General features: G+C 62.9%; 11 protein-coding genes and 2 pseudogenes. 7 read left to right on the plus strand and 6 right to left on the minus strand.

The window, feature by feature from the left end; translation table 11 throughout:
- Window positions 1–128: 128 nt before the first annotated feature.
- Window positions 129–554: pseudogene (locus AC0L3O_RS04060) on the minus strand (DUF417 family protein); the annotation flags it as partial.
- 37 nt (window positions 555–591) lie between these two features.
- A complete protein-coding gene (locus AC0L3O_RS04065; RefSeq protein WP_473614865.1) occupies window positions 592–2,160 on the minus strand; it encodes an MFS transporter in 1,569 nt (522 codons plus the stop codon).
- A gap of 134 nt (window positions 2,161–2,294) precedes the next feature.
- Between AC0L3O_RS04065 and AC0L3O_RS04070 the strand changes: the two are divergent.
- Window positions 2,295–2,485: pseudogene (locus AC0L3O_RS04070) on the plus strand (VOC family protein); the annotation flags it as partial.
- 158 nt (window positions 2,486–2,643) lie between these two features.
- On the opposite strand, the gene AC0L3O_RS04075 reads toward AC0L3O_RS04070, so the two are convergent.
- Window positions 2,644–4,281, minus strand: a complete 1,638-nt coding sequence (locus tag AC0L3O_RS04075; protein WP_473614866.1) for an acyl-CoA synthetase — start codon at window positions 4,279–4,281, stop codon at window positions 2,644–2,646.
- Between the two features lie 281 nt (window positions 4,282–4,562).
- On the opposite strand from AC0L3O_RS04075, the gene AC0L3O_RS04080 reads away from it, so the two are divergent.
- The 4 genes from AC0L3O_RS04080 (at window position 4,563) to AC0L3O_RS04095 (ending at window position 8,309) form a co-directional block, all read left to right on the plus strand.
- Window positions 4,563–5,528 carry a sugar-binding transcriptional regulator gene (locus AC0L3O_RS04080; protein ID WP_287182949.1) on the plus strand — a complete coding sequence of 322 codons (966 nt, stop codon included), beginning with the start codon at window positions 4,563–4,565 and terminating at the stop codon, window positions 5,526–5,528.
- A gap of 80 nt (window positions 5,529–5,608) precedes the next feature.
- Window positions 5,609–7,663 (plus strand): bifunctional aldolase/short-chain dehydrogenase, encoded by a 2,055-nt coding sequence (locus tag AC0L3O_RS04085; RefSeq protein WP_473614868.1) that lies wholly within the window; start codon window positions 5,609–5,611, stop codon window positions 7,661–7,663.
- A gap of 104 nt (window positions 7,664–7,767) precedes the next feature.
- Entirely contained in the window at window positions 7,768–8,028 is a 261-nt protein-coding gene (locus tag AC0L3O_RS04090; RefSeq protein WP_413468400.1) for a type II toxin-antitoxin system ParD family antitoxin, read from the plus strand.
- Between the two features lie 137 nt (window positions 8,029–8,165).
- Complete coding sequence (locus AC0L3O_RS04095; RefSeq protein WP_473614869.1) at window positions 8,166–8,309, plus strand: type II toxin-antitoxin system RelE/ParE family toxin; 144 nt, start codon at window positions 8,166–8,168, stop codon at window positions 8,307–8,309.
- 87 nt (window positions 8,310–8,396) lie between these two features.
- Here the strand turns inward: AC0L3O_RS04095 and AC0L3O_RS04100 are convergent, their stop codons facing one another.
- The 3 genes from AC0L3O_RS04100 to AC0L3O_RS04110 form a co-directional block, all read right to left on the minus strand.
- On the minus strand, window positions 8,397–9,452 hold the full coding sequence (locus tag AC0L3O_RS04100) for a substrate-binding domain-containing protein (RefSeq protein ID WP_123146924.1): 1,056 nt from the start codon (window positions 9,450–9,452) through the stop codon (window positions 8,397–8,399).
- A gap of 61 nt (window positions 9,453–9,513) precedes the next feature.
- The gene (locus AC0L3O_RS04105) at window positions 9,514–10,533 is read right to left on the minus strand and encodes an ABC transporter permease (protein ID WP_419696149.1); all 1,020 of its coding nucleotides are present in this window, start codon (window positions 10,531–10,533) and stop codon (window positions 9,514–9,516) included.
- 22 nt (window positions 10,534–10,555) lie between these two features.
- Window positions 10,556–12,082, minus strand: coding sequence for a sugar ABC transporter ATP-binding protein (locus AC0L3O_RS04110; protein ID WP_473614871.1), 1,527 nt, complete (start codon window positions 12,080–12,082; stop codon window positions 10,556–10,558).
- 135 nt (window positions 12,083–12,217) lie between these two features.
- Between AC0L3O_RS04110 and mtnK the strand changes: the two genes are divergently transcribed.
- On the plus strand, window positions 12,218–13,489 hold the full coding sequence (gene mtnK / locus AC0L3O_RS04115) for an S-methyl-5-thioribose kinase (protein WP_473614872.1): 1,272 nt from the start codon (window positions 12,218–12,220) through the stop codon (window positions 13,487–13,489).
- Window positions 13,486–14,580 carry an S-methyl-5-thioribose-1-phosphate isomerase gene (mtnA, locus tag AC0L3O_RS04120; RefSeq protein ID WP_473614873.1) on the plus strand — a complete coding sequence of 365 codons (1,095 nt, stop codon included), beginning with the start codon at window positions 13,486–13,488 and terminating at the stop codon, window positions 14,578–14,580. The genes mtnK and mtnA overlap by 4 nt, the downstream gene beginning before the upstream one ends.
- Window positions 14,581–14,657: the final 77 nt, after the last annotated feature.

Raw genomic sequence — 14,657 nt, forward strand, 5'->3', positions numbered from 1 at the left:
GCGGGTAGGCGGGATGACGTGGTTCTGCCACTCGCTTCGACTTGGATCCGCTTAGGTGCCCGATTTGTTAATCTGTTCAGGCTTTCGCCCAGTATGACAAGCGCGATGCCGAGCAGCGCAATGTCCTTGATCAGGAACTGACCGGGAAAGCCCAGCGTTGGCTCCCAGATCGGCAGGGCAACCATGATCGAACAGGTGATCAGGAAAATCAGGGCGGCCAATGCCCCGCCGGCGACACCGGCGCGCGCCGACCAAGGGCAGGCAATCAGGAGAAGCGCGGTCGCGATCTCGACGACACCAAGCACAGAAGAGGCACCGGCTTCACCAAATACCGGATACACCCAGGCGAGCCAAGGCGTACCGCCGATCAGCGGCCTCAACGCCTCGATCTCAACGGCCGTGAATTTCATCCCGCCGATCATGAGAAGCGGCAATATCACCCCAGTCAGGGCGACGATCCACCCGGCTTTGCTGACCGCGGCGGCCTTTCGCGACCATGGCCGAGAAAGGGTCTCATCTTGACCTCCAGGCTCTGATGGTCTGAGAATCGACATGGGGTTCCCTCCTCATGTTCCGTGTCGTGCTTAAGCCTCAGGCGTCGGTTGATGTCGCAGCTTTTGCTGGCTGCTGCCCAGCCTCAGACTGCCCCCGCACTTTTTGCAACAGGACCCCCGCAAGGATGGCCGCAGCTAGCGCCACCAACGCGCAGATGCCGGCAGTCATCTGGAATGCCTGAGTGAACGCCTCCCGCGCTTTGCCGAGTAGGTCGGAACCGAGCGTCTCCGGCAAGGCGATTGCAACTGCGACGGCGCCTCCAAGCGTGTCCTTGGCAACGCTGATTTCCTGTTCGGACATCCCGTAGGCGACCATCCCGGTCACGCCGCCGCGATAGATGGCGGTGACGATGCTGCCAAGGATCGCGATGCCGAGCGCGCCGCCCAACTCACTGCTGGTTTCCGCGAGGCCGGAGGCCGCACCGGCTTGCCCGGGTTCAACGGTGCCCACGATGAGGTCGGTGGCCAAAGTGAACACTGGTGCGAGGCCCAGGGAGAAGACGCTGTAGCCTGTGACGATGACCGCGAGATCGGCTCGGCCGCCACTGCGGGTGAGAATGAGAAATCCCACTGCCGCGAGCGCTAGGCCGGCAGCCATCACATAGCCCGGGCGAGCCTTACCGACCGCGATTGGCGTCAGCATCGAACCGGCGATGAAAGCGACGGCGGAAGGCACCGTCCACAGGCCCGCTACAAAGGGTCCCATCCCGAGCACCAGTTGCAGATATTGCGCGATGAAGAGAAACGAGCCGAACGCCACGAAGAAGCCGAGAACGTTGACCGCCAATGAAGCGCTGAAGGCGCGCGAGCGAAAGAGCCGCAGATCGACCAGGGGATTTTTCAGCCGTGGTTGACGCAAGACGAAAACCGCGCCGACAGCCACGCCGAAGACAATGGCGAAGGCCGCCTCCAAGCCGAATCCATGTTCGGCGATTTCCTTGATGCCGTAGATCACCGAAAGCACCGCGACAAGTGACAGCGCGGCGCTCAAGATGTCGAGCCGACCCGCTTCTGGATCGCGATACTCGGGCAGGACCATCGGACCGAACACCAGCAGCGCGACCATGACCGGTACGGCCACGAGGAACACGGAACCCCACCAGAAATAGCTCAGCAGGATGCCCCCGACCAGCGGGCCGATGGCAGCGCCCGCGGAGAAGCTGGCGATCCAGACGCCGATCGCAACCGTGCGCTCCCTCGGATCGAGGAACATGTTGCGGATCAACGAGAGGGTGGACGGCGCAAGCGTGGCCGCGGCAATCCCGAGCAGCGCACGCGAGACGATCAACATTTCGGCGCTTGTGGAGAACGCCGCGAAGACCGAAGCAATTGCAAATGTCACCGCGCCGATCAAAAGCAGTCTGCGGCGGCCGATGCGGTCGCCCAGCGTGCCCATCGTGATCAGGCATCCGGCAAGCAGAAAGCCATAAATGTCCACGATCCACAGAAGTTGCGAACTCGAAGGCCTCAAGTCTGCGCTCAACCGCGGCACAGCCAAATTCAAGACCGTCAGGTCCATGGAATAGAGCAGGCAAGGCAGCGCGATAACCGCGAGCCCCATCCATTCGCGCCGTGTAGCCCTGGGGCTCCGCTCCGCGTTCTCCATTAGAATGCTCCTCCTGCTAGATCTTCTTTCGTCGAGTCGGTTCTTTATCGAGGACGATCGCGAGGCGCTCGATCCGACACAGAGCGATCTTTTTGCTCCGTTCAGCCGATCCAGCTGCTGCAAGGCACGTTGTTGAGTGCGGCTCAGGCACCCCGGTGGCTGATCTGTCGATCGAGGTCGACAATGTCGACGCGGTTTATCTGCGCGCGAACGAGATCGGTTGCAGAGTGGTCTATGATTTGACCGACGAACCGTGGGGGTAAGACGCTTCTTCATTGCCGACCCGACCGGCAAGCTGCTCAACGTGCTCTCGCATCTTCGGTAAAAAAAATTGTTCGCAATACTGAACGGGCCCAATTGCCGGTTCCCGGCATGAGCGGCGGCTCAGGCTAAATTCTGATCTGTCGTGATCCTTCGCGCCCCCCTCTGTCCTGCTGCCATCAAACGCTCTGCACCGTCGTGACGCCGACGGTCCTGATCCACCTACCCCTTGGCCATCTCCCTGAGCCGGAACTTCTGGATCTTGCCGGTCGAGGTCTTCGGGATTTCGGCGAAGATCACCGCTTTCGGCATTTTGAAGCGGGCGAGCAGCGCGCGGCAGTGATCGATGATCTCGGCCTCGGTCGCCGTCCTGCCCGGCTTCAGCTCGACATAGGCGATCGGCACCTCGCCCCATTTGTCGTCGGGCCTCGCGACGACGCCGCAGGAGGCGACGGCGGTATGCTTGTAGAGCGCCTCCTCGACTTCGATCGAGGAGATGTTCTCGCCGCCGGAAATGATGATGTCCTTGGAGCGGTCCTTGAGCTGGATGTAGCCGTCGGGATGCATGACGCCGAGGTCGCCCGAGTGGAACCAGCCGCCGGCGAAGGCCTCGTCGCTCGCCTTGCGGTTCTTCAGATAGCCCTTCATGACGATGTTGCCGCGGAACATGACCTCGCCGATCGTCTCGCCGTCGGCCGGCGTCTCCTCCATCGTCTCGGGGTCCATCACCGTCAGATCCTCGAGCGCGGCATAGCGCACACCTTGCCTGGCCTTCCTCGCCGCCTTCTGTCCCTTCTCCAGCCCATCCCACTCGCCCTGCCATTCGTTGACGACCGCCGGGCCATAGGTCTCGGTCAGGCCATAGAGGTGGGTGACGGCAAAACCCGCATCGGCCATGCCCGACAGCACCGCTTCCGGCGGCGGTGCCGCGGCGGTGTTGAAGGTGACCGTCTGCGGAAATTGCCGCTTGTCCTCGTCGCTGGCGTTGATCAGCACTGACATCACCACCGGCGCACCGCACAGATGGGTGACGCCGTGGTCGGCGATGGCGTCGTAGATCGGCTTCGGCCGCACCCAGCGCAGGCAGACATGGGTGCCGGCCTGCACGGCCAGCGTCCACGGAAAGCACCAGCCGTTGCAGTGGAACATCGGCAGCGTCCACAGATAGACCGCATGCTTGCCCATGCCGGCATGGATGGTGTTGGCATAGGCCATCAGCGCTGCACCGCGATGGTGATAGACGACGCCCTTGGGATTGCCTGTCGTGCCGGAGGTGTAGTTGAGCGAGATCGCATCCCATTCTTCGTCCGGCATCGACCAGGCGAAATCCTCGTCGCCGCCCGCGACGAAGGTCTCGTAGTCGAGCGAGCCGATCCGCTCGCCCTTGGGATAAGGGGCATCAGTGGCGTGTTCGGGATCGTCATAGTCGATGACCAGCGGTTTTACCCTGGCCAGCGCCAGCGCCTCGCTGACGACATTTGCAAACTCGCGATCGACGACCAGCACCTTGGTTTCGGCATGGTCGAGCTGGAAGGCGATGACGGCGGCATCGAGACGGGTGTTGAGCGAATGCAGCACCGCCTTGGTGATCGGCACGCCGAAATGCGCTTCCAGCATCGGCGGGGTGTTGGACAGCATGACGGTTACGGTGTCGCCCTTGCCGATGCCGCGCCTGGAGAGCGCCGAAGCAAGCTTCAGCGACCGCCGCCAGAAATCGCGATAGGTCGTGCGCTGGCGACCATGGATGATCGCGACATGGGCGGGAAAGGTCCTTGCCGCCCGCTCCAGATAGCTGAGCGGCGTCAGCGGCTGGTGGTTGGCTGGATTCCTGCCGAGATCCTGTTCGTACGGATTGCCCATCCCGTCCTCCCATGGCGCATGTCCCCAAAATCGGAATCGATTTTCGGGGCATGCGCAAGATCTAAAGTGTTACAGCGTCCTTTGCGCGTCCGAAAGGACGCGCGGCGCTGTAATGTCTGATCGAGACCTTCTACCCCACAGGCTTCCGGCCCGTCACCATGCCACGATAGAGCGCATTTGGCACAAGGTATGATGTAGATTCAGCGGGCGAAAGGCGTCGTTTGCCTTTGCCCAGTTTGACTTTTGTCGACAGCCGTGAACAATGTCAGCGAGGAGATGGCATGGCGATCCGACCAGCAGAACAGCTTATCCATAAGGCCGCCTGGCTCTATTATGCCCACGGCTTGCGCCAGGACCAGGTCGCCAGCCAGCTCAAGATTTCCCGAGCCTCGGTCGCTATGTATCTGCGCAAAGCGCGCGAGACCGGCATCGTCAACATCTCGACCTCGACCCAGCTTTTCACCGACGACGTCATGGCGCGCAAACTCGAAGACGCATTGAAGCTCGATGCCGTCTGGATAGCGCCGGAAAACGGCCATGTCGCCGATCCGTCGACCGACATCGCGGTGCTGGCGGCCAGCGTCTTTCTCGAACTGATCAAGAAGGGCGATCGCATCGGCGTCGCCTGGGGAAGGACCATCTATACGATCGCCGACATCATGTCCTATGCCGATCTGCAGGATGTCACGGTGGTGCAGCTCTGCGGCAATCTGGGAGCCCCCTATTCCTACCGCCCCGACCAATGCACCATGGAAATCGCCCGCCGGCTCAATGCCAAGGGACTCAATTTCTATGCGCCGCTGGTGCTGACGACAGAGGAACTGGCGCGCGGCCTGCGCGACGAGCCGGTGATCCGCGAGCAGTTGTCGGGCATCAGTGCGTGCAATCTGGCGCTTTACTCGGTCGGCACCGTCGACGCCGACAGCCATGTCGTCAAATGCGGCGCGCTGACTGCCAGCGAAATGGAGGTGCTGCGTCGTGCCGGGGCTGCCGGCGTCATCGCCGGTCAGATCATCGACGCGCAAGGCAAGGCGCTCGACTGCAGCTACAACAGGCGGATCATTTCGGCGGAGCTGTCATCGCTGCGCAAGATTGAAAAGCGCCTCGTGGTGGTGCAGGAGGACAGCAAGTTCGGACCGCTGGTGGCGGCGATCGCGGGTGGGCTATGCACGCATCTGGTGGTCGGCGCCCGGATGGCGCGACGGCTGCTCGACCATGCCGGACCGGCAGCAGAAAAGGTCGCCTAGAGAACACAAGCCGCGGACGCATTGTCATCAAGGCGTCGCGGCATTCCTGTTTCACAACAAAACAACCGGACGAAGCGAACATGAAGAACCTGTGGAATGACGGCGACGCGGAAAAGCTGGTTGCCGACTATGCAATGAAGGGCGTGGCCCGCGACCTGGCGCTGCGCGTCTACACGACCAGGCTCCTGGGCGGCGAACCGCGGCTTGTCCTGCATGGCGGCGGCAACACATCGTGCAAGACAACGGCCATCGATCTCGTCGGCGACGAATGGGACGTGCTCTGCGTCAAGGGCAGCGGCTGGGACATGGGCGTCATCGAGCCGCAGGGCCTGCCGGCGGTCAAGCTCGGCGCGCTGCTCAAGGCGCGGTCGCTCAAAAAACTCTCCGACGAAGACATGGTGGCGCTGCAGCGGGTGAACCTGATCGATCCGTCTTCGCCGAACCCTTCGGTCGAGACGCTGCTGCACGCCTTCCTGCCGCATAAATTCGTCGACCATACGCACTCGACCGCCATCCTCGCCATTGTCGACCAGGACGATAGCGAGGCGCTGAGCAAGAAGGTCTTCGGCAACAAGATGGGGTTCGTGCCCTACATCATGCCGGGCTTCGACCTGGCGAAGGCGGCTGCCGATGTCTTTGACGCCGACCCGACGGTCGAAGGCCTGATCCTCGACAAGCATGGCATTTTCACCTTCGGCGACGATGCCAAGCAGGCTTACGACCGGATGATCCATTATGTGAACCTCGCCGAGGATTTCATCGCCAGCCACGGCAAGCCGCACATCGAAAAAGCTGCCTTGCCGGCCAGGCTGGCGAAGCCTGCGGAGATTGCGCCGATGCTGCGCGGCGCGGTGGCGGTGGCGCGCGGGGAAGGCCGCTTCGACCGCATGATCAGCGATTTCCGCACCTCGGACGCGATTGTCGATTTCATCAATTCGGCAAAAATTGCCGACTATGCCGGGCGCGGCGTGTCGACGCCCGACCTGTCGATCCGCATCAAGACCGGACCGATGGCGCTGCCGGCGCCCGACGCAGACAAGATCGGCGACTACAAATCCGTCATTCGCCAGCATGTCGAAAACTTCGCCAGGGACTATCGCGCCTACTTCGAGACCAACGACGCGCTCGACGACGTGAAGCGGACTATGCTCGACCAGATGCCGCGCCTGACGCTGGTGCCGGGGCTCGGCATGTTCGGCCATGGCCGCACGCTGAAGGACGCGAAGATTGCCTCCGACGTCGGTAAAATGTGGATCGAGGCGGTGCGCTGCGCCGAAGCAATCGGCGATTTCCATCCACTGTCCAAGGCCGACCTGTTCCCGCTCGAATACTGGTCGCTGGAACAGGCCAAGCTCGCCGCCAACAAGCCGAAGCCGCTGACCGGCCAAATTGTGCTGGTCACCGGCGGCGCCGGCGCGATCGGCGCCGCCACGGCAAAGCTGTTCGCCGACAATGGCGCTCATGCCGTCGTCGTCGATCTCGACGCGGCAAGGGCGACGGAGGCGGCAAAAAAGGCCGGCAACGGTTCGATCGGCGTCGGCGCCGACATCACCGACCCGGCACAGATGCGCGCTGCCTTCGACAAGGCCGTTGCCGTCTACGGTGGCCTCGACATCCTCGTCTCGAATGCCGGTGCGGCCTGGGAAGGCAGGATCGGCGAACTCGACGACGCCACTTTGCGCAAGAGCTTCGAGCTCAATTTCTTCGCCCACCAGTCGGCGGCGCAAAACGCAGTGCGCATCATGCTCGAGCAGGGCACCGGCGGCGTGCTTTTGTTCAACACCTCCAAGCAGGCGATCAATCCGGGTCCGAAGTTCGGCGCCTATGGCATGCCAAAGGCGGCGACGCTTTTCCTGTCCAGGCAGTATGCTGTCGACTACGGCGCCCACGGCATCCGCTCCAATGCCGTCAATGCCGACCGCATCCGTTCCGGGCTGTTGACCGACGCGATGATCGCCAGCCGTTCGAGCGCCCGCGGGGTATCGGAAAAGGAATATATGGCGGGCAATCTGCTCGGGCAGGAAGTGACGGCCGAAGACGTCGCCCAGGCCTTCCTGCATCAGGCGCTGGCAGAGCGCACCACCGCCAATGTGACGACGGTGGATGGCGGCAACATTGCGGCAGCGCTGCGGTAGCTTGAAACTTTGCCATTCTCGCGGTGGGAGATCACCGGAGATCCTAACAAAGATTGTTAGATCTTGTGAGATATGATACAAGGCCAAGCATGAAAACCCAACCCATGCGCACCCTTACCATATCCCTCACCCCGCAACAGGCGGCCCGCCTGCAAAGCGCTGTCGAAGGCGGGGGATATGCCTCTAACAGCGAGATTGTCCGCGACGCTCTGCGCCTGTGGGAACAGCGCGAGGAATTGCGCGCCTTGGAGTTGGAACACTTGAAGCGGGCCTATGCCGACGGCATGGCCAGCGGCAAGCCGGTGGAAGTCGAACCCGCCGAGTTCATACGCGGTTTGAAGGCAGAACGCCGCGCCCGTGGCTAGATATCGGCTCACGCCGCGCGCCTCGCAGGATTTGCGGGATATTTGGCACACTATCGCAATCGAGAATGAAAAGGCAGCCGACAAGCTGCTCATGCGCATTTTTTGACAAACTGGAACTGGCGGCGGAGCACCCCAAGATGGGCACAGCCAGGCCAGAGTTGAGTGTGACGGCCCGCGTGCTCATCGAGGGCCGCTACATCGTCATCTACGAACCGCAGCTGGAAGGCATCCTGGTCGTGGCGATCGTCCACTGGATGCGCGATCCGGAGCACTGGCTGTAAACCACGAGCCTGACGGAGCAGGCATTCAGACCTGGAAAGAGCGGCCCGTCGGCGAGCCGCTCTTCCCTTGCGCCTGCGATGGAACGCTTATTTGGCGTTGGGGTTCGGCATCCAGGCCGGCATCGCGACATCGGCATGAGCGAACTGCGGCAGCTTGGCCGAGAGGTCTTCCATGTTCTTGATGTCCTTGTCGATCAGGTCCTTCTGGGTGATCAGCGTCGGCGGCACGATGACGTTATGGCCGGGGTCTTCGCCGGCCAAAAGCTGAGCCAGGGCGCGCACCGAAACCTGGCCGACGACAGCCGGATTGGTGGCGGCTGTTGCCGCCCAGGCGCTGTCGGGCTCGCGCATTGCGGCGATGTCGGAGGTCGAGATGTCGGCCGAATAGATCTTGATGTCCTGGGACAGACCGGCCTCGTCGACGGCGATCTTCACGCCCTTGGCGAATTCGTCGTAGGGCGCGAACATCACCTTGATGTCGGGGTTGGCCGACAGCACCGAGCGGGCCTGGTTGGCGACGGAATTGGCGATCGGATTGTCGAGCGTGCCGAACATCGCAGCCTCGTTGATGCCCGCATATTTCTTCTTGAAGTCGACCCAGGTCTCGTTGCGGCGGTCGAGCGGCGCGATGCCGGCGACATAGACGTAGCCGGCCTTCCAGCTCTCGCCATTGTCCTTGACCGCCTGTTCGAGCGCGAGGCGCGCGAGGTCGCGGTCGGACTGCTCGATCTGCGGTATCTTGGGGTTTTCGACATTGACGTCGAAGGCGACGACCTTGATGCCGGCGTCGACCGCGCGCTGGGCGGCTTCCTTCATCGATTCCGTCAAGCCGTGCTGGATGATGATGCCCTGAACGCCGAGCGCGATGGCCTGGTCGACCATGTCTGCCTGAAGGGCTGCATCCTGACGGCTGTCGAGGACGCGCAGATCGACGCCAAGCGCCTTGGCCTGCGCTTCGACACCGGAAAGATAGGCCTGGAAGAAGTCACCGGTCGAGAGATAGCGGACCAGCGCGATCTTGACGGCGCCGGGTTTGTCGAACGGCGCCGGCTTGTCCTGCGCCATCGCCGGGACCTGCATCAGCAGCGCGGCGCCGGCAAGCCCGAGTGCTGCCTTCCCCAAAAGTCTTCTTGTGATCTTCATGTTGTTTCCTCCACTTGTTGAACTCAAATTTCAGCCGGTCGAAATCCTATCTGTCGAAATCCTATCTCTTGCCCCTATCGGAAAGGGCGAAGGTGAAGACAAGGGCAACCACGAGAACCAAGCCCTTGATGAAATCCTGCGTGTAGTAGGGCGCGTTCATCATCGTCAGGCCCTGCAGCAGCACGCCGACAAACACCGCACCGACGGCCGTGCCGAAGGCGTTCGGCTTGGCGGCGCCGAGGACCGCGTAGCCGATGAGCGCCGCCGCTACAGCATCGAGCAGGAGATTATTACCCGAGGCGATGTCACCGCGTCCAAGCCGGGCAGCGAGCAAAATGCCGCCGATCGAGGCAAAAACCCCTGAAATAACGTAGGCCCAGATTTTGTATGCCTTGACAGGCGCGCCGGCGAGCTCGGCAGCCCGTTGGTTGCTGCCGACCGCATACATCATGCGTCCGAAACGGGTGTATTCGAGAAAGAACCAGATCATCACTGCAAGCACGAGCAGGACGACCACCGAAACCGGGATGAGGTTGGGGATGAAGAAATCGAAGCGGTGGCGGCCGAGCGCCAGGAAGGCGGCGCCGAACGTGCCGTTGGCGACCGAGCCGTCGGGCATCGTCATACCGGTGGCGATCGAGCGGCCCTCGGTCGGGATGCGCTGCAAACCGACGAGCAGGAACATCATGCCGAGCGTCGCCAGGAGATCCGGCACGCGCATATAGACGATCAGCCAGCCATTGATGAGGCCGACGATGACGCCGATCGCGAGACAGGCGACAACCGCGACGACAGCGTTCTGCTCCAGCACCACCATTACATAGGCGGCTGCCATCATGGCGCTGGTGGCGACGGAGCCGATCGACAGGTCGAAGCCGCCGACGACCAGGGTGGCGGTGACGCCGAGCGCCAGCACGCCGGTGATGGCGACGGACTGAAAGATGAAGACGGCGCTCTGCGGCGAGACGAAGCCATCGGCGGCGACGGCGAAATAGGCAATCAACCCGAACAGCAGAACGATGAAGCCATAGCGGATGGCATAGTCGCGCGCGGCTGCCATCCTTACCCAACCCGAACTCATGCCCCCTCCATTCCACGTCCCATTATCTGCCCACCCTTTGCGCTACGCTGTGCGACGGCCCACCCGCCACTTCGGCCAGCAGGCGCTCGAGGTCGATGTCGGCATTGCGATGTTCGCCAACGATTGTCTGCTCCGACATCACCAGGATGCGGTCGGCGGTCTCCAGCGCTTCGTCGAGCTCGGTAACGAACAGCAGCGTCGCACGGCCGTTCGCGCTCGCCCGCAGCTTGGCGGCGATATCGCGCCTGGCCGAAATGTCGACGCCCTGAAACGGCTCGTCCAGGATGAACAGTTTTGCGGCCTGCGACATCCAGCGGGCGACCATCACCTTCTGCTGGTTGCCGCCGGAAAGCGCCGACATTTCGTCCTTCTCCGAGCGGCAGACGATGCCCAGCTCCTGGATCTGCCGGCGGGCGGTGGCGCGCTCGATGCGGCGCTTGAGCACGCCCAAACGCGACATCCGCTTGTGGAACGGCAGGCTGATATTTTCCTGGATGTTGAAGTCGCCGACGATCCCGTTTTCACCCCGGTCCTTGGCGACGAGAAACACGCCGGCAGCGATCGCTTCGCCCGTCGACCCCGGTGCATAGGGTTTCCCGTTCAGCACCATAGTGCCGGACAGCGGCTTGCGCACGCCAAACAGTGTCTCGGCGAGCGCGGTCTTGCCGACGCCGACGAGGCCGGTGATGGCAACGACTTCGCCGTCGCCGAGCGTCAGCGAGATCGTCCTGGCGCCTTGCGCAATGCGCAACCCGTCGATAGTCAGGACAGGCTTGGCCGAATTCCTGGCGACGATCCGGTCGAGGTGCATCTTGCGGCCGAGCATGGCGTTGACCGCGCCTTCATAGTCGAGCGGCTTGCGGTCGAAAACGCCTGAGATGACGCCGTCGCGCATCGAGACGATCCGGTCGGCAAGCCGCCTGATGTCCGACATGCGGTGCGAGATGTAGAGGATTGCGACGCCGTGCTCGCACAGCCTGTCGAGCAGCGCGAAAAGCCGGTCGGCCTCGGCGCTGGACAGAGAGGACGTCGGCTCATCGAGGATCAGCACTCTCGGCTGATGCGCCATGGCGCGGGCTATCGCCACCATCTGGCGGTCGGCCAGCGAGAGATCGCTGATCCGGGCTCTCAGGTCGATGGCCAGCTCCATGCGGTCGGCAACCGCCTTTGCCTCGCGACTCACCCGGCCCGGATTGAACAAGGTCGGCGCGCCGCTGCCGCTCAGCCTGTCCAGCGTCAAATTGGTGGCGACGTCGAGGTCGGCTACGACACCGTCATTGATGTTCTGATGAACGGTGACGACGCCGGCGCGGATCGCCTCGGCCGGGGTATTTGGCGCGAAGTCTTGGCCGGCGAGGCTCATCGTGCCGCCGCCGCGCTCGTAGACGCCGCTGATGATCTTGACCAGAGTGGATTTGCCGGCGCCGTTGGCGCCCATCAGCACGGTCACTTCGCCGGCATGCAATTCGAGCGAGACGCCGCCAAGCACCTCGATGTGGCCGAAGGATTTCCTCAGGCCGTCCACGCGGAACACGGCATCATTGCCCATTCGTTCCTCCCTGACCATGACGCTAGGAGCTGTTCCGGCAATTGTCAACACGGTTGACAATTGCCAGAGAGCTTCCTAGCTTGGCCCGACCGCCATGGCTCCACTATGATGCGAGTGCATATGCGGGAGGTGAGGATGACGCAGAAATTGCCGTTCGAAGCACTGTCGGTCGACACCCTGGCAGCACGCCTCGGCGCCAACGATGCCCTGTGTTCGCATATCGGCAAAGATACAAGCCGCTGGAAGGTCCGCGAGGTCGGCGACGGCAATCTGAACCTGGTGTTCATCGTCGAGGGCGCCACGGGTGCGGCCGTCGTCAAGCAGGCCCTACCCTATGTCCGCCTGGTCGGCGACAGCTGGCCGCTGCCGCTGAAACGCTCCTTCTTCGAATATCACGCGCTGACGCGGCAAGACGCGAGAGCACCCGGCTCGGTGCCGGCAATCCATCACTTCGACGAAGGCCAGGCGCTGATCATCATGGAATATCTGTCGCCGCACATCATCCTGCGGCGGGCGCTGATCGAGGGCCGGCAACTGCCCAACATCGCCAGAGACATCGGCCTGTTCATGGCCCGCACCCTGTTTCGCGGCTCCGACCTGCATATGGCGACCAGGGATCGCAAGGCCGATCTGGCGCTGTTCGCCGACAATGTCGCGCTCTGCGACATTACCGAGAACCTGGTGTTCTCGGACCCGTATTTCGACGCCAGGATGAACCGGCATACGAGCCCGCAACTCGACAGCGTCGTCGCAGAGCTGCGCGCCGACCGCGACCTCAAGGTCGAGGCGCAGCGGCTGAAGCACATTTTTGCGGCCAATGCAGAGACGCTGCTGCACGGCGACCTGCATTCCGGCTCGATCATGGTCACCGAGACAGAAACGCGGATGATCGATCCCGAATTCGCGTTCTACGGCCCGATCGCCTTCGACGTCGGCATGCTGCTCGCCAATTTCTGGATGGCGTTCTTCTCGCAGCATGGCCACGAGCAGAACGGAAAGCGCGACGCCATGCGCGCCTATCTGCTCGACGTGACGGTCGAGACATGGTCGGTGTTCCGCAGCGAGTTCTCGCATCTGTGGCGAACCGAGCGCACCGGCATGCTCTATCAGCAAAGCCTGTTCGAGGATCAGGGCGACAGGCTCGGCGCCGAGCAGGCGCTCGACCACATGCTGCATCAGGTGTGGACCGACATGCTGGGCTTTGCCGGCGTCGAGGTGCACAGGCGCATTCTGGGCCTCGCGCACAATGCCGATTTCGAGACCATTGCCGACGCCGACCTGCGCGCCACATGTGAGGCAAAGGCGCTGAAATTCGGCCGTCATATCGCCGTCAACCGGCGCCAGATCCACAGCATCGACGAGGTCAACAAATTGGCCGCACTGATCGAACGGGAGAACAGGATTTGAACGTCGGCGACCGCCACTATCGCACCATCTGGCTGAGCGACGACGGCCGTTCGGTGGAGATCATCGACCAGCGCTGGCTGCCGCATGATTTCCGCGTCGAAAAAGTCGGCACCGTTGCCGGCATTGCCACGGCGATCCGCGACATGTGGGTGCGCGGCGCGCCGCTGATCGGCGTCACCGCGGCCTATGGCGTCGCCATGCAGATGGCCGACGACCCATCCGATGCGGCACTCGACGGCGTCTGGGAGGTCTTGCACGAAACCCGCCCGACCGCGATCAATCTGCGCTGGGCGCTCGATGAGATGCGCAATTTCTTGCGGCCGCTTCCATCTGGACAGCGCGCCGAGGCGGCTTACCGGCGCGCCGGCGAAATCGCCGACGAGGATGTCGGCCTCAACCGCGCGATCGGCGTCAACGGGCTTGAAATCATCAGGGAAATCGCAGCACGCAAAAAACCGGGCGAGCCGGTCAACATCCTGACCCACTGCAATGCCGGCTGGTTGGCCACCGTCGACTACGGCACCGCCACGGCGCCGATCTATCTGGCAACGGAAGCCGGCATTCCCGTTCATGTCTATGTCGATGAAACCCGCCCGCGCAACCAGGGCGCCCAGTTGACCGCATGGGAGATGGCCGGCCACGGCGTGCCGCATACGCTGATCGTCGACAATGCCGGCGGCCATCTGATGCAGCGCGGCCAGATCGACACGGTCATCGTCGGCACCGACCGCACCACCGCCGACGGCGATGTCTGCAACAAGATCGGCACCTATCTGAAGGCGCTGGCCGCCGCCGACAACGACGTGCCGTTCTATGTCGCGCTGCCGTCGCCAACCATCGACTGGACGGTGGGTGACGGGCTGGCCGAAATCCCGATCGAACAGCGTTCCAGCGACGAGGTCTCACTGGTCTGGGGCAAGACCGCGAGTGGCGAGATTGCGCAGGTCCGCATCTCGCCGGAGACGACGCCCGCGGCAAACCCGGCCTTCGACGTGACGCCGGCGCGGCTGGTCACCGGATTGATCACCGAACGCGGCGTCGCCAGGGCTTCGCGGGAGGGCTTGAAGGCGATGTTTCCCGGGCGGGGATAATCCTGCTCCCGAATACTGCTGAAACGGTTGGCAGCGGACCCTAAACATCAAGACTGACGGCTCGCCGGGCCGCCACC

The sequence above is a fragment of the Mesorhizobium sp. WSM4810 genome (genome assembly GCF_055811235.1).

Excerpts from the sequence above, each read along its gene's own strand:
- AC0L3O_RS04110 (WP_473614871.1), bottom strand. The coding sequence starts at position 12,082 with ATGGGCAATGATGCCGTGTTCCGCGTGGACGGCCTGAGGAAATCCTTC.
- AC0L3O_RS04075 (WP_473614866.1), bottom strand. The coding sequence starts at position 4,281 with ATGGGCAATCCGTACGAACAGGATCTCGGCAGGAATCCAGCCAACCAC.
- AC0L3O_RS04090 (WP_413468400.1), top strand. The coding sequence starts at position 7,768 with ATGCGCACCCTTACCATATCCCTCACCCCGCAACAGGCGGCCCGCCTG.
- AC0L3O_RS04105 (WP_419696149.1), bottom strand. The coding sequence starts at position 10,533 with ATGAGTTCGGGTTGGGTAAGGATGGCAGCCGCGCGCGACTATGCCATC.
- AC0L3O_RS04085 (WP_473614868.1), top strand. The coding sequence starts at position 5,609 with ATGAAGAACCTGTGGAATGACGGCGACGCGGAAAAGCTGGTTGCCGAC.
- AC0L3O_RS04100 (WP_123146924.1), bottom strand. The coding sequence starts at position 9,452 with ATGAAGATCACAAGAAGACTTTTGGGGAAGGCAGCACTCGGGCTTGCC.
- AC0L3O_RS04080 (WP_287182949.1), top strand. The coding sequence starts at position 4,563 with ATGGCGATCCGACCAGCAGAACAGCTTATCCATAAGGCCGCCTGGCTC.
- mtnK (WP_473614872.1), top strand. The coding sequence starts at position 12,218 with ATGACGCAGAAATTGCCGTTCGAAGCACTGTCGGTCGACACCCTGGCA.
- AC0L3O_RS04095 (WP_473614869.1), top strand. The coding sequence starts at position 8,166 with ATGGGCACAGCCAGGCCAGAGTTGAGTGTGACGGCCCGCGTGCTCATC.
- AC0L3O_RS04065 (WP_473614865.1), bottom strand. The coding sequence starts at position 2,160 with ATGGAGAACGCGGAGCGGAGCCCCAGGGCTACACGGCGCGAATGGATG.